Source organism: Geodermatophilus sp. URMC 61, assembly GCF_052931555.1.
Map to the genome: position 1 here is coordinate 1,846,678 of NZ_JBRFHZ010000002.1, position 14,467 is coordinate 1,861,144.

General features: G+C 74.4%; 11 protein-coding genes. 6 read left to right on the forward strand and 5 right to left on the reverse strand.

Features of this window, described 5'->3' with window-relative positions; translation table 11 throughout:
- Positions 1–231: 231 nt before the first annotated feature.
- The 4 genes from ureA to ACU610_RS08540 are packed head-to-tail and all read left to right on the forward strand — an operon-like array spanning position 232 to position 5,520.
- Positions 232–810 carry an urease subunit gamma gene (gene ureA, locus ACU610_RS08525; RefSeq protein WP_446767273.1) on the forward strand — a complete coding sequence of 193 codons (579 nt, stop codon included), beginning with the start codon at positions 232–234 and terminating at the stop codon, positions 808–810.
- Positions 807–2,495 carry an urease subunit alpha gene (locus ACU610_RS08530; protein ID WP_446767274.1) on the forward strand — a complete coding sequence of 563 codons (1,689 nt, stop codon included), beginning with the start codon at positions 807–809 and terminating at the stop codon, positions 2,493–2,495. Before ureA ends, ACU610_RS08530 begins: the two co-directional genes overlap by 4 nt.
- Positions 2,496–2,506: 11 nt before the next feature.
- Positions 2,507–4,177, forward strand: a complete 1,671-nt coding sequence (locus ACU610_RS08535; protein ID WP_446767275.1) for an amidohydrolase — start codon at positions 2,507–2,509, stop codon at positions 4,175–4,177.
- Positions 4,174–5,520, forward strand: a complete 1,347-nt coding sequence (locus tag ACU610_RS08540) for an MFS transporter (RefSeq protein WP_446767276.1) — start codon at positions 4,174–4,176, stop codon at positions 5,518–5,520. Before ACU610_RS08535 ends, ACU610_RS08540 begins: the two co-directional genes overlap by 4 nt.
- 11 nt (positions 5,521–5,531) lie before the next feature.
- Here the strand turns inward: ACU610_RS08540 and ACU610_RS08545 are convergent, their stop codons facing one another.
- Positions 5,532–6,776: an IS110 family transposase gene (locus ACU610_RS08545; RefSeq protein ID WP_446767277.1), complete on the reverse strand. Its 1,245-nt coding sequence runs from the start codon at positions 6,774–6,776 to the stop codon at positions 5,532–5,534.
- 359 nt (positions 6,777–7,135) lie between these two features.
- Between ACU610_RS08545 and ACU610_RS08550 the strand changes: the two genes are divergently transcribed.
- Positions 7,136–7,645, forward strand: a complete 510-nt coding sequence (locus ACU610_RS08550; RefSeq protein WP_446767278.1) for a phosphohydrolase — start codon at positions 7,136–7,138, stop codon at positions 7,643–7,645.
- A gap of 75 nt (positions 7,646–7,720) precedes the next feature.
- Here ACU610_RS08550 and ACU610_RS08555 read toward each other — a convergent pair whose 3' ends face one another.
- Together ACU610_RS08555 and ACU610_RS08560 are read right to left on the reverse strand one after the other, a co-directional pair.
- Positions 7,721–8,659 (reverse strand): anti-sigma factor RsbA family regulatory protein, encoded by a 939-nt coding sequence (locus ACU610_RS08555; RefSeq protein WP_446767279.1) that lies wholly within the window; start codon positions 8,657–8,659, stop codon positions 7,721–7,723.
- Positions 8,656–9,501: an MEDS domain-containing protein gene (locus tag ACU610_RS08560; RefSeq protein WP_446767280.1), complete on the reverse strand. Its 846-nt coding sequence runs from the start codon at positions 9,499–9,501 to the stop codon at positions 8,656–8,658. The genes ACU610_RS08555 and ACU610_RS08560 overlap by 4 nt, the downstream gene beginning before the upstream one ends.
- A gap of 386 nt (positions 9,502–9,887) precedes the next feature.
- Here ACU610_RS08560 and ACU610_RS08565 point away from each other — a divergent pair, with 386 nt between their 5' ends.
- Positions 9,888–11,492 carry a PHA/PHB synthase family protein gene (locus tag ACU610_RS08565; protein ID WP_446767281.1) on the forward strand — a complete coding sequence of 535 codons (1,605 nt, stop codon included), beginning with the start codon at positions 9,888–9,890 and terminating at the stop codon, positions 11,490–11,492.
- Between the two features lie 128 nt (positions 11,493–11,620).
- On the opposite strand, the gene ACU610_RS08570 is transcribed toward ACU610_RS08565, so the two are convergent.
- Together ACU610_RS08570 and ACU610_RS08575 are read right to left on the reverse strand one after the other, a co-directional pair.
- A complete protein-coding gene (locus tag ACU610_RS08570) occupies positions 11,621–12,478 on the reverse strand; it encodes an alpha/beta fold hydrolase (RefSeq protein ID WP_446767282.1) in 858 nt (285 codons plus the stop codon).
- A gap of 11 nt (positions 12,479–12,489) precedes the next feature.
- A complete protein-coding gene (locus tag ACU610_RS08575) occupies positions 12,490–14,454 on the reverse strand; it encodes a 3-oxoacyl-ACP synthase III family protein (RefSeq protein WP_446767283.1) in 1,965 nt (654 codons plus the stop codon).
- Positions 14,455–14,467 lie beyond the last annotated feature (13 nt).

The window sequence follows — 14,467 nt, forward strand, 5'->3', positions numbered from 1 at the left end:
GCGACTTGCCCCACAGGCGGCGCCCACCCGGGCGTCCCGGGCGCGGTCGCGGGGGTCTTCGCCCCCGGCCGGCACCGGACGCAGATGCACAGCGCAGCCCTCAGGCGTGGCGGACCGGGCGGGTGTCGCCCCGACCACCGCGGTCCGCTGCGCATCGGTGATTGTCGTGCCGCCTGACGCGGTGGACCGTGTTGACCGACACCCGTCCATCGCACGGACCGGAGGTGCGCGGTGCACCTGACCCCTCGCGAGCAGGAGCGCCTGCTGCTCTTCACGGCCGCGGAGCTCGCCCGACGGCGCCTCGCCCGGGGCGCCCGGCTCGGCGCGACCGAGGCGATCGCCCTCGTCTGCGACGAGGTCCTGGAGATGGCCTGGGACGGGGTGCCCCTCGAGGAGGTCGTCTCCCGTGCCCGCGGCGTGGTGGCGGCCGACCAGGTGCTGCCCGGGGTGGCGAACACCGTGCCGAGCCTGCAGGTGGAGGCACTCTTCCCCCACGGCTCGTCCCTGGTCCACGTGCCCGAGCCGTTCGGCCCCGCCGACCCGACCGGGCCGGGCGCCGTCCTCGCGCAGGACGGCGACGTCGACCTCGCCCCCGGACGGCTCCGGCGCACCGTCGAGGTGACCAACCGCGGCGACCGCCCGGTATGGATCTCCTCGCACTTCCCGCTCGAGGAGGTCAACCCCGCCGTGGAGCTCGACCGCGAGGCGGTCCGCGGTTTCCGCCTGGACCTGCCGGCCGGCATCAGCCGGGAGTTCCCGCCCGGGACCACCTCCGTCGTCCCCGTGGTGGCCCGGGGAGGTCAGCGGTGAGCCGCATCTCCCGCGCCCGCTACGCCAGCCTGTACGGACCCACGACCGGTGACCTGCTGCGCCTCGGCGACACCGACCTGTGGGTGCGCGTCGAGGCGGACGACACCGAGCCCGGCGACGAGATGCTCGGCGGCTGCGGGAAGACCGCCCGCGACGGGCTGCTCGTGACCGACCGTGCCCCTCGGGACAGCGCCCTGGACATGGTGGTGCTGGGCGTCGTGCTCATCGACCCCCTCCTCGGGGTGCGCAAGACCAGCATCGGCATCAAGGACGCCCGCGTCGTCGGGATCGGCCGGGCCGGCAACCCCGAGGCCACCGACGGGATCGACCTGGTGGTGGACTCGCACACGGCGATGATCCCCGGCGAGGGCCTCGTCGCCACGCCGGGCGTCGTCGACTCGCACGTCCACCTGTCCAGCCCGGAGGTCGCGCCCGCGGCGCTGGCCGCCGGGGTGACCTCCCTGGTGGGCATGGGCATCGGCGGGGTGTGGGACGTGGGCGCGAACCCCGCGCCGAACCTGCACACGCTCATCGAGGGCTGGCGGGACACCCCCCTCAACGTGGCCTTCCTCGCCCGGGGCTCGACCTCCTCCACCGAGCTGCTCGAGCGGGCCGTGCTGGCCGGATCCGGGGGCTTCAAGATCCACGAGGACTGGGGGGCGACCCCGCGCATCGTGGACACCTGCCTCGGCGTGGCCGACGACGTGGACCTGCCCGTGGCGCTGCACACGGACACGCTCAACGAGTCCGGGGCCCTGGCCGACACGCTGTCGGCCACCCGCGGCCGCACCGTGCACGCCTACCACGTCGAGGGTGGTGGCGGGCACGCCGACCTGCTGCAGGTCGTGACCGAGCCGCACGTCCTGACCTCGTCGACCACGCCGACGCTGCCGCTGACCGGCGCGACCGTCGACGAGCTGCTGCCCATGACCCTGACGGTCCACCGCGGTCACCGCGGGGTCGACAGCGACGTCTCGATCGCCACCAGCCGCGTGCGCGAGCACGGCATCGCCGCCGAGAACGCCCTGCACGACCTGGGCGCCATCAGCATCGTGAACTCCGACTCGATGGGCATGGGCCGGATCGCGGAGACCGCCCGGCGCACCTGGCAGCTGGCCCACGTCCAGGCGCACCTGGCCGGTCAGGCCGGGCCGGACCACGTCAACAACGAGCGCGTGCTGCGCTACCTGGCGAAGATCACCGTCAACCCGGCCGTCGCGCACGGCATGGCCCACGAGGTGGGGTCCCTCGCCCCCGGACGGCTGGCGGACGTCGTGCTGTGGCACCCGGCCACCTTCGGCACCGCACCGGAGCTGGTCCTCAAGTCCGGCTTCGTCGCGTGGGGGACGTCGGGGTCGGGCTCGGGGTCCACGCGGCTGACCCAGCCGCGCGTGGTGCGCCCGTACTTCGGTGGCCTGGGGGCCGCCCCCCGCCGGCTGTCGCGGGTGTTCGTCTCCGAGCAGTGCCTCGCCGACCCCCGCGCGCGCGGTGCGCTCCCCGACGGTGTCCGCTACGCCGCCATCCGGGCGAGCCGCGGACTGACGAGTGCGGACATGGTGGCCAACGCCGCGCTGCCCGCGGTGACCGTGCCGACCGAGCCGGGCCCCGTGCTCGTGGACGGGCGCCCCGTCCCCGTCCACCGCGCCTCCGACCTGCCGTTGACCCGCCTGCACCACCTGGCCTGAGGGGGCCGACCGTGCTCGACCTGCTGCTGCGCGACGTGCGCGTGATCACCGTCGACGACGCGCGCCCCACGGCGTCCGTGGTCGGCGTCCTCGGCGGCCGCGTCGTGGGCCTCGACGAGGAGGTCCGGGACCTGCCCGCCCGCACGGTCGTCGACGGGGACGGCGCCGTGGTGGTCCCCGGGTTCGGGGACGCGCACAACCACATGGCGTGGTTCGGCCAGTCGCTGGGCGAGATCGACCTGTCCGCGGCCGGCACCCTGGGGGCGGTCGAGGAGGCCGTGACCAGGGGCTCGGCCGGCCTGCCCGCCGACGCCTGGGTGGTCGGCTCCGGCTACGACGACACGGTCATCGGCGCCCACCCCGACCGCCGGCTGCTGGACCGCGCCGGCGGGGGACGACCGGTCTGGCTCAAGCACCGCTCCGGACACATGAGCGTCGTGAGCAGCGAGGTGCTGCGGCGCAGCGGCGTCCTGGACGGCCGCGCCGACGCGCCCGAGGGAGGCATCGTCGTCCGGGACGCCGCGGGCGAGCCCACGGGACTGCTGCAGGAACGCGCGCAACGACTCGTCGACGACCTCGTCAAGCCCTACCCGGTGGACGACGTCGCGACGGCGCTGGGTCGCGCCAGCGAGGTCTACGCCGCGGAGGGGCTGACCCACGTCGTCGAGGCCGGCATCGGGCTGGGCCTGCTCGGGCGCACCCCGGTGGAGGCCGCCGCCTACCTCCTCGCCCGCGACCGGGGGCTGCTGCGCACCCGCGTGGAGCTGATGGTGGCCAGCGACACCCTGCACCCCCTCCGGGCGCACGCCGACGACGGCATCGACGTGGGGCTGGACCTCGGGTTGCGCACCGGCTTCGGAGACGACCGGCTGCGGCTGGGCCCCATGAAGATCTGGCTCGACGGCTCCCTCATCGGCCGCACGGCCGCCCTGTCCGAGCCCTTCTGCGACCACGGGACGGCGGTGCTCCAGGACGACCCGGAGCTGATGCGCCGCCGGATGATCGACGCACACCGCGCCGGGTGGCGGGTGGCCGCGCACGCCATCGGCGACGACGCCGTCGACCTGGCGCTGGACACGTTCGCCGAGGCGGCCCGGCTGCACCCGCGCGACGACGTCCGCCACCGCATCGAGCACGCCGGCGTCGTCCGTCCCGATCAGCTGGCGCGCTTCGCCGAGCTGGGCGTGGTGCCCGTCCCGCAGGCTCGCTTCCTGCACGCGGTCGGCGACACCATGGCCGCCGCGGTGGGACCCCGGCGCGCGGATTGGCTCTACCGGCACCGCTCGTTCCTGGACGCCGGGCTGCGCGTGCCCGGCAGCTCCGACCGGCCCGTCGCCCCCGGTGCCCCGTTGCTCGGCATGCAGTCCATGGTCGAGCGCCGGTCGTCCGGCGGAGCCGTGATCGGCCCGGACGAACGGGTGAGCGCCGCCCAGGCGCTGCGGGCCTACACCCTCGACGAGGCGTGGGCCAGCCACGACGAGCGGACCCGCGGCAGCGTCACCCGCGGCAAGCACGCCGACCTGGTGCTGCTCGACGACGACCCGCTGCGCGTCGACCCCGACCGGATCGGGGCCATCGGCGTCGTGGCGACGCTGGTCGCCGGGACCCCCGTGCACGACACCGGCCTGTTCGCGGGCCGGGACCCCTCCCCCCTCCCCCACACCCGAGGAACGCAGGCATGAGCAACCCGACCGGCTCGTCGCCCGGAGCGGCGGCGGCCTCTCCCACGGCGCACGCCCCCGCGCACGTGAGCGGCCAGGACGCCCGCCGCGTCGCCTTCGCCGCCTTCGTCGGCACCGCCCTGGAGTGGTACGACTACTTCCTCTTCGGCACCGCCGCCGCCCTGGTCTTCAGCGAGCTCTACTTCAGCACGCTGAACCCCGCGGCGGGGACGCTCGCGGCCTTCGCCACCTTCGGCGTCGGCTTCGTCGCCCGCCCCGTCGGGGCGGTGCTCTTCGGCGCGGTGGGCGACCGCATCGGCCGTCGTCCCGCGCTGCTGATCACGGTGGTGATGATCGGCGTGGCGACCGGGCTCATCGGCCTGCTGCCCGACTACGCGGCCATCGGCGTCGCCGCCCCGACCCTCCTGGTGCTGCTGCGCCTCGCCCAGGGCGTGGCCGTCGGCGGCGAGTGGGGCGGCGCGGTCACCCTGGCCGTCGAGCACGCCCCGCCGGACCAGCGCGGCCGCTACGCCGCCCTGCCGCAGCTCGGCTCGCCGGTGGGCACGCTGATGTCGTCGGGCGCCTTCGCGCTCGTGCTGCTGCTGCCCGACCAGACCTTCGACTCGTGGGGCTGGCGCCTGCCCTTCCTCGCCGCCTTCCCCCTGCTCGTCATCGCCTTCTACATCCGCCGCCGCGTGGAGGAGTCGCCGGTCTTCGACGAGCTGCTGAAGGAGGACGACCGGGCCAAGGTCCCCGCGGGCGAGGTCTTCCGCTACGCCTGGGCACGCCTGCTCGTCGCCATCGCGGCGGCGTTCCTCGGCGTCGGCGGGTTCTACGTGCTGACCACGTTCGCGATCAGCTACGGCGTGGACACCCTCGGCCTGTCCCGCAGCCTCATGGTGAACGCCACGCTCGTGGCCGCCGTGGTCGAGATGGTCGTGATCGTCCTGTTCGGCCGGATCGCCGACCGACTCGGCCCGGGGCGGGTGACCTGCTGGGGCGGCCTGGCCAGCGCGGTCCTGGCCCTGCCGGTCTTCGTGCTGCTGGCGACGCGCTCGCCCGTCGCCGTCGTGCTCGCCATCTCGGTCGGGATCGCCGCGCTCTCGGTGGCGTACGCCGTGACCGGCGCGCTCCTCGCCGAGCTCTTCCCTGCCCGCTACCGCTACAGCGGCGTGGCCCTGGCGTACAACGTCGCCGGCGCGCTCAGCGGGTTCCTGCCGTTCATCGCCACCGCCATGACCACCGCCATCGGCGACGACCCGTGGGTGCCTGCCACCCTGCTCATCGCCGTCTCGCTCGTCACCGCCGTCGGGGGCATCGTCGGCGAGCGCATGCGCGTGCGCGACGAGGTGGTCGTGGACTGAGTTGCCCTGTGTCAAGCCGCCGCCGCGGCGTCCTGGCTGAGGTATCTGTTCAGGGCGCTGTGGCGGGCCGGGTCGTAGGCGGTGTGGTCTTGCCAGCAGCGCCAGATGACGCCGGTCCAGGCGCGGGCCAGCACGCGAACGGCATGCGGGTGGCGCATGCCACGGGCCCGGGCGCGGGTGTAGATGTCGGCGGCCCAGGGATTGGCATGGCGGGAGTCATCGGCGAAGTCGGTCAGCGCCCGGCGTAGCTTGAGGTCGGCGATGTAGCGGAAGCCCACCGCGCGGTGCTTGCCGGACTCGAAGGTCACCGGGCAGACCCCGGCCGCGGCGGCGAGGGCGTCGGGGCTGGGATAGCGGCCGCGGGCGTCGCCCATCTCGGCCAGCAGCGCGGCGGCGCGCAGCTGGCCGGCGCGCGGCAGGCCGGTGAAGATCGGCGCATCGGGATGCAGGGCGAGTGCCTCCTTGATGCGGCGGCCCAGCTCGGCGACCTGGTCCTCGATCGCGTCTATGGCGGCCAGCAGCGCCAGGGTGATGTGCCGGCGAGCAGCGGCCTCGGCCCCGCCGAGTCCGGCTGGAGCGGTGCGCAGCCGGTCGATGAAGACCGCGGCCGGGGTGCGCCCGGGATAGCCCTCAGCGGCCAGCCAGGCGGCCATGCCGTCCTCGTCGAGGACGGCGGCCTCGGCCGCGGTGGGAAAGCGGCGCACAAAGGCTCGGGCGATCGGGCTGTGCAGGTCGAAGAACAACCCCACCGCGCCGGGAAAGGCCAGCTCGAGGGTGTGCCGCAGCTGGTTGACCAGCCCCACCCGGATTTCCACCAGGTCCTGGCGAGCGCGCACGAGCGCCCGCAACCCGGTCGTTTCGGCGGTATCGCGGGTCAGATCGGTGAACCGATGGCCGTCGGTGCGCATCGCGTCGGCCAGCAGATAGGCGTCGAACCGGTCGTCCTTGCCTGCTCCGCGGTAGCGCGAGCGCAGGTTCTTCACCTGCCGCGGCGGCACCACCGCCACCGGCAGGCCCACGGCCAGCAGCGCCTCGACCACCGGCCCGTCCGGGCGCTCGATCCCGACCCGGGTCACGCCAAATTCGCGCAGCCGGGTGGTCAGCCGGGTCAGGCCGGCCCGGCTGTGGCTGACCGTGTGCCGCCACAGCACCGCCCCGGCGGCGTCGAGAACGCAGACGGCGTGGTCGGCGCTGGCCCAGTCCACGCCGGCGAACACCGGCCCTGTCAACGGGGTCCCAGCGGTGGGATCGTGCATGTGTGCCTCCTGGCTGTTGCCGCAGCGGGGGGGCAACCGGTGGTCTCGGGACGTGCACGCCGGTCGCTCACTGATCGGCGCTCGTGGCGCTCAGCCCTGTTGCCAGTCGGCACGTCCCGGGCCACCGGATCCTGCAGAACTCAGTCTGGCTGTGACCTCCAGCAAGGCCTCGAGGCAGTGATCCGGTGGGGACCCGGGGTGCGCCGGCGACCTTGTCAGTCAGTCACCGGCCCGTCGAGGGTCCTCCAGTGAGGTCCGGCGGTCGACGGGGCAGCCACACGTGCGGCTGCCCCGTCGACACGCTCTGCCCTGCGGTCGGCTCCCGCACCCGCGCCGCGGCCAACGCCTAGCCTCGGACCGTGGGGTTCACCGTTCCCGATGCGCACCTGCTCGCGCTGCGCGCGCACGAGGGCCAGGTCGACAAGCAGGGCCGCGACTACTACCTCGCCCACCTGCGGCCGATCGCCGAGGCGCTGCGCCCCCACGGCCCGCACGCCGAGATGGCCGGCGCCCTGCACGACATCGTCGAGGACACCCGCGACCACCCCGACCCCACCCGCCGCTACGACCTCGACCGGCTCCGCACCCTCGGCGTCCCGGAGGTCGTCGTCGAGGCGATCGACGCGGTCACCCGGCGCCCCGGCGAGCCCTACATCGCCGGCCTGATCCGCCGGGCCGCGGCGCATCCGCTCGGCCGGCTGGTCAAGCTGGCCGACAACGCGCACAACCTCGCCGCGAACGCCGAGCTGGCACGGGTCGACCCCGAGAAGGCGCGCAGCCTCCGCGAGGGCCGCTACCGCCCGGCCCGCCGGATCCTGCTGGCCGCCGAGGCCGCCGACACCCGGTCCGGACGCCGCGTCCTGGTCTGACGACGTGGGCAGGGGTCGGCTCCCGTGCCGGGTCCCGCCCCGAGCGTGCGAGGGGTGGGGGCAAGGGATCCTCCCTCAGCGGTGGAAGAACAGCCGGACGGCGGTGCCGGCCGGGTGGGTGTCGACCGCTGCGTCGTCGGCCAGGCTCCACGCCAGCCACATCCCCCGGGCGCCGTCAGGGCTCGCGGGGGGAGGGACGTAGCCGAGGGTCTCGTCCGGCAGGCCCGGCCCGGCGTCGGCGACCTCGACGACGAGGGTGCCCCCGTCGGTCCAGGACGAGACCTCGGCGAACGCCGACACCCGCAGCGCGTTCACCACCAGCTCGTGCACGGCCGGGACGACGTCGCCGACGCGCGCCGGCCACCAGTCGCCGGCCGCTGCCGACGCCACGCGCCGCGCCTCCCGTGGCGTCGTCACCGCCGCGACGGAGGCGCCCGCCGGCCGCCGGACCCAGGCCGGGTGCACCGACCGGAGGAACCGCTCCGGGTCCTCGTAGGCCGGCTCCGGGACCGGCCCCGAGCCACCCCAGGTGAGCGGGTGCGTCCGCGCCACGGCGTCGAGGACCGACTCCGGGAGCCGCTGCCGGTCGTGCAGGCAGAGGCTGTAGTACGGCAGGGAGGCGTAGCAGCGGTTGGCGACGGCCTCGAACCGGCTCCACTCCCGGCCGTCGTCGCGGGCCAGCCAGGTCGGCTCCGCGGCGAGCCGCCAGGTCGGCGCCACGGCCTGCAGGGCGCGCAGGTCCCGGTCGTAGGCGTGCAGTGTGCGGTGTCCGCCCTGCCACCAGGTCTCCGCGGCGGCGAACGTCGCCAGCCGACGCACGTCCGGGCCCAGGTCCTCGGCGAGCAGTGTCCGGACCCGCTCGCCGGCGACGACCAGCACCGGCTCCCCGCGGGACAGGCCCTCCAGCACGAACGGGACCACCCGGTCGATGAGCTCCTGATCGGTGCGGAACACGAAGGCCTCGTGGGCGAAGGCCGTGCCGTCCCAGTCGCCGGTCGGTCGGACCGCGCTCACGCCGGCACCGTCTCCCCGCCGCCCAGGCCGAACAGCCCCAGACAGCGAGCGGCCACGCGCGGGGCTCGCACCAGCCGCAGGTGCACGTCGGCACCCCGCAGCACCCCGGCGGCCCGGGCCAGGGCGCGGGCCCCCGCCACGTCCAGGAACCGGAGGTCGGACAGGTCCAGCACGACCTCCCCGGGGGTGCCGCAGGCGACGTCGACGAGTGCGCGGAACAGGCTGTCGGCCAGCGTGGCGTCGACCTCGCCGTGCAGCGACAGCGACGGGCCCCGCCCGGACAGGTGGGCGAGGGGCGCCTCCTCGCCGTGGTGCTGGTCGGGGTGCAGGAGGGTGACCGGCCCGAGGAGATCCGTCCCCAGTGCCGCGTCGTAGAGGCAGAGCGCGGTCATGGCGACGGTTCCCATCATGGCGTCGGCCAGCTGCTCGTAGACGTGCACCTGCCGCTGCAGACCGCACCCGCGGCGGACCAGCGGGGTGACGTCCGCGGCGACCCTGAGGCCGGTGCGACCGTCCTGCAGGGCCCGCTGGACCAGCCCCCGGTACGCCTGCACCTGTTCGGTCGGTGAGAGCTCCCCGTCAGGGGCGTACACCTCGACGGTGCTGTGCACCTGCAGTTGCCCACTGGCGAGCAACTGGTCCCGTCCTGGCAGGGGCGCCAGGGTCCGCAGCACCTCCGGTCGCGACGCCCCGATGACCAGCAGTTGCTCGCCGAGCCGTCGTCCCTCGTCGAGGAAGGGCAGGACGGCGGCCGAGAAGTCCGCGGCGTCGGCGAACGTCCAGCAGACGTGGTCGCCGGGTCGCAGACCCGTCGGTGCGTCCAGCTTCCGCAGGACCGTCACCCCGGTCACGCTACCGGCGCCGTCCGCTCGTCCGGGAGGGGCCCACGCGGACCGCCGGAGGCGGTCCCGGCGGCGCGCAGGCCGCTGCTCGCACGAGGACGTGCGGACAGCGAGGCCCTGACCGGTACGCCCCGGCCCTGCGGGCGAGGTCGCCGGACCCCCGAACGGAGTGGTCGGGGAGGTACCCGGCACCCGCGATGGGGGGCTACGGTCGGGAGGCCTGTGACCCGGCTCACAACGGAGGCACCGTGACGACGACCCCACCCCGCCCACGCACGTCCGGCAGGTCCCGGCCCGCGGTCGAGGACCGGCCCACGCCAGAGGAAGCCGGCACTGCGGCTCCGGTCGAGGGTGGCGAGCCCGTCGGCATCCCGTCCCCGCGGGGCATGGCCCGGGGCCTGGTCGCGACGTTCACCCAGCCCCGGCCGATGGCGCGGGAGGCCGTCCGGCTCGGGCGGGACACCCTGCGCATCCTCCGGGGGACGCACGACATCGCCCCCTCCCCCAAGGACAAGCGCTTCGCCGACCCGGCCTGGTCGCTGCACCCCGGGTACCGCCGGCTCGCCCAGTCCTACCTGGCGGCGGCGGGGTCACTGGACCGCCTGGTCGGCGACTTCGAGGCCAGCGGCGCCGACTGGCGCGAGATCGAGCAGGTGCGCTTCGTGCTCAACGCGCTCACCAGCGCCATGGCGCCGACGAACACCCTGCCGGGCAACCCGGCCGCGCTCAAGCGCGCGTTCGACACCGCCGGGGTGAGCGTCCTCCGCGGCCTCCGCAACATGCTCCACGACGTCGTGCGCAACGGCGGGCTGCCCCGCCAGGTCGACCGCAGCGCGTTCACCGTGGGCGAGGACCTCGGCATCACCCCCGGAGCCGTCGTCCACCGGGACGAGGTCATCGAGGTGATCCAGTACTCGCCGTCGACGCCGCGTGTCCGGCAACGGCCGCTGGTGATCGTCCCGCCGCCCATCGGGCGCTTCTACTTCCTCGACCTGCGGCCGGGTCGCAGCCTGGTCGAGTACGCAGTCAGCCGCGGCCTGCAGGTCTTCATGATCAGCTGGCGCAACCCCACCAGGGAGCAGTCCGAGTGGGGCCTCGACGAGTACTCGCAGGGCGTCGTCACCGCCGTCGACGTGGCCCGGGAGATCACCGGCTCGCCCGACGTCACCACGCTCGGCCTGTGCGCCGGCGGACAGATCATGACGACGGCGCTGAACCACCTCGCCGCCAACGGCGACGACCGGGTGCACGCCGCCGGCTACGCGGTGACCCTGCTCGACTTCGCCAGCCGGGCCCCGCTCGGGGCCTTCTCCGGGCCGCGGATGCTGGAGGTCGCCCGGCGAAACTCCCGCCGGCGGGGCGTCATCTCGGCCCGGCAGATGGGGTCGATGTTCACCTGGATGCGCCCGGACGACCTGATCTTCAACTACCTGGTGCAGCAGTGGCTCATGGGCGAGGACCCGCCCGCGTTCGACATCCTCGCCTGGAACGCCGACGGGACGAACCTGCCCGCCCGGCTGCACGAGCAGTTCCTCGACGTCTTCGGGAACAACGCCCTCGTCAAGCCCGGGGCGCTGCGGGTCCTGGGGACGCCGGTCCACCTGAGCCGGATCACCCTCCCCACGTTCGTCACCGGTGCGCTCACCGACCACATCACGCCCTGGCACGGCTGCTACCGGACCACCCAGCTGCTGTCGGGCCCGAGCACCTTCGTGCTCAGCTACAGCGGCCACATCCAGAGCCTGGTCAACCCCCCGGGCAACCCCAAGGCGAAGTACTGGACCGGCGGGCAGCCCGGTCCGGACCCGCACGCCTGGCGCGCGGCGGCCGAGGAGCACACCGGCAGCTGGTGGGAGCCGTGGTCGGAGTGGGCGATCGAGCGCTCCGGGGACGAGCGCCCGGCGCCGGAGACGCTGGGCAGCGCAAAGCACCCGGTCCTGGAGCCGGCCCCCGGCTCGTACGTCCGCGACCGGGTGCCGGCCCAGGCCTAGGGCCGCCTGCCGCTCGCGCGGCGAGGCCGGGGCGACGGTGTGCGCTGGGGCGCAGCTCCCGCCAGGGGACCGCTCCTCAGCGCACACCGTCCGGTCGCAGCGCCGGCCGGCCGCCGCGGAACGCGGTGCTAGCGGTGCCGGGGCTCGCGAGCGACCAGCGCCTGCAGCTCCGCGTGCATCACCTCGGGGTACTGCAGCGGCACGAAGTGGGTGCCCGCCAGCGTGCGCAGCCGGGCACCGGGCACCGCCTCGGCCGCCCTCCGGACGTCGGCCAGGTCGACCAGGGTGTCGTAGCGGCCGGCCACGAAGGTGACCGGGCAGGACACCGACGCGATGTCCAGTGGCGCGTGCTCCGCGACGGCCAGGGCCAGGTGCCGGTACCAGCGCCAGTCGTGCCGCGAGAACTCGTGCAGCACCTGGTACAGCGCGGCCGGGTGGGTGGCCTCCCGCGCCGGGCCGGTGAACCCCGCCGGCGTCAGCAGCTCGTGCCACGGCGGCAGGCTGGCCACGACCACCGGCAGCAGCGGGCCCATGACCGGCAGCAGCCGGCTGCTCAGCCGGCCCGCCGGGGCCCGCAGCCGCCGTGGGACCCCGTAGGGGGCGAACAGCGCGGAGAAGCTCCCGCCCGGGACGCCGGCGACGGCGAGCAGCGACCGGACGCGGGAGGGCTGCTCCAGCGCCAGCTCGAACGCCACGTTGACCCCGAGCGACCAGCCGACGACCGTCGCCGACGGCAGGTCGAAGGCCTCGAGCACGGCGCGGGCGTCGTCGGCGTGGTCCTCGACCCGCACCCGGCCGCGGTCGGCCGGCCGCTCGGAGCCGGCCAGACCGCGGTGTGCCCAGGAGACCACCCGGAACCCGCTGTCCCGGTCGACCACCCGCGGCCAGGCCGCCGGCGGCGCGCCCAGGCCGTTGCACAGCAGGACCGGGACGCCGTCGCCGTCGTTCGTCCAGGCGCGCAGCCGCGTGCCGTCCGCGGCGCGCACCGTCCGGGTGCTCAGGTAAAGGCCTCCCGCATCCCCTCCGAGGCCGACCCGGGCTGCGCCTGGTCCGCCGGCTCCGGGGCAGGCATCTCGGCGTGCTCGTGCGGCGCGGACGACCCCTGGACGGCGACCACGGCCGGGTCGACCCGCATCACGGCGTACCCGGCCACGGCACCCGCGCCGAACCCGGGCGCGAAGACCCGCACCGGCTCGGTCACCACCCCGTCCCGTACGGCGTCGTGGATGGCCAGCGGGATGCTCGCCGAGGAGGTGTTGCCGACCTTCTCGATGTTGAAGTAGAGCTGGTCGGCGGTCAGCCCGGCCCGCTCGGCCAGGCCGATCACCATCGTCTTGTTCGCCTGGTGCGGCACGATGAGGTCGATCGCGTCCATCAGCGACCCCTCCCGGCCGTCCGGGGCCGGCAGCTGCCCCAGCTCGTCGATCATCTGGGAGAGGTAGCGGCCGGCCAGCGCCTTCACCTGCGGGCCGAACACCGTGATGTTGTTGTCGAACTCGGGGTTGGGCCAGAGGATCGAGTTCACCTCGCTGGCCGGGCCGCTGGCGTAGGTCTTCATGTAGTCGATGTCGCCGTCGGTGCCCTCGGGGGCCGGGCCGACGACCAGCGCCGCCGCGCCGTCCCCGAAGATCATCCGCGAGGTGCGGACGTTGCCGATCTTGTCGGAGAACTTCTCGACGCAGACGACGAGGACCGGCCGCTCGACCTCCTGCAGCATCCGCACGGCGTCGGCCACGCCGTAGGGCATGCCCGCGCAGGCGGCGATGATGTCGTAGGCGGCGTACACCTGGTGCATCCCCAGCTGGCCGCAGAGGTACGTGGCCAGCGACGGGATGAGCCGGGAGCTGGTGCAGGTGCAGACCAGCACGGCGCCGATCTCCTCCGGTGCTCGCCCCGCCTTGTCGAGGGCGGCCTCGGCGGCCTCCAGCGCGAGGTCCTCCAGCGGGAGGGAGCTGTACTCGCGCTGCTCGATGCCGGTCTTGGCCGAGATCTCGTCGGCGCTCATCGGCGACCAGTTGTAGGCGGTGTTGCGGATCAGGTCGTCGTTGCTGCAGATCTGGTCACCGTGCACCGCGGCCAGCGCCTCGATCCGCGGCTGCACCGAGAAGCGCTGCCGCACGTCGAGCTCCGGGTACGGCCGCACCGGCGGCCGGGACTCGCGCGGCCCGGCGACGTGCCGGGGCCCGGCACCGGCACGCAGCCGGCGCAGGAAGCCCCGCACCTCCTTGTCCCGGGGGTGGAAGGCGACCACGTAGTCGTCGTCCTTCAGGTCGCCGGCCTGGGCCAGCTCCATCTTCGAGCGGTCCCAGGGGTACTGGTTGTGCAGCACCATCGCCCAGCGGTGCAGTGCCTCGAGCTCCGGCACGTCCTCGGAGACGTCGAGGATGTCGGTGTAGTCGTAGACCGGGTAGTCCGGGTCGTAGTCCGGCAGCCGGAAGGTCAGCGCCCCCGGCTGCTCGAGGAACTCCGCGACCGTGGGCTTGACCGCCGGCAGCGTCGAGGCGTGGTGCTTCCGGTGGCCGTAGACGTCGAAGAGGATGTCGAAGATCCGGTCCTCGCAGCCCTCGTCCCACCGCGACGGCAGCTGCGGGTAGGCCTGTTCCACCGCAGCGATCTTGGTCTCGCCGTCCTCCCAGGGCTCCAGCACCGGCAGGAACACGTCCGACCGCGACCGGGGGACGTCGGCCCAGCGGGTGGGCCGCTTGTCGTACATGGTGATCGAGAAGCGGTTGGCCCAGAACAGGTTCAGGGCCATGTCGCGCATCAGGTCGTAGCGGGTGGCGTAGGCACCGGTCCGCACCCGTTCGAGGATCTCGGTACCACTCGGGGCCTTGGTCTCGAAGTCCCGGCGGATCACGCTGTCGAGCTGCTCGAGCGTCTCCAGGGTGGAGAAGTCCAGCTCGGGCATGATGTTCGAGGGGAACACCATGCGGCCGTGCCGGTTCAGGACGAACGCGTTCACGAGAGTCCTCTCT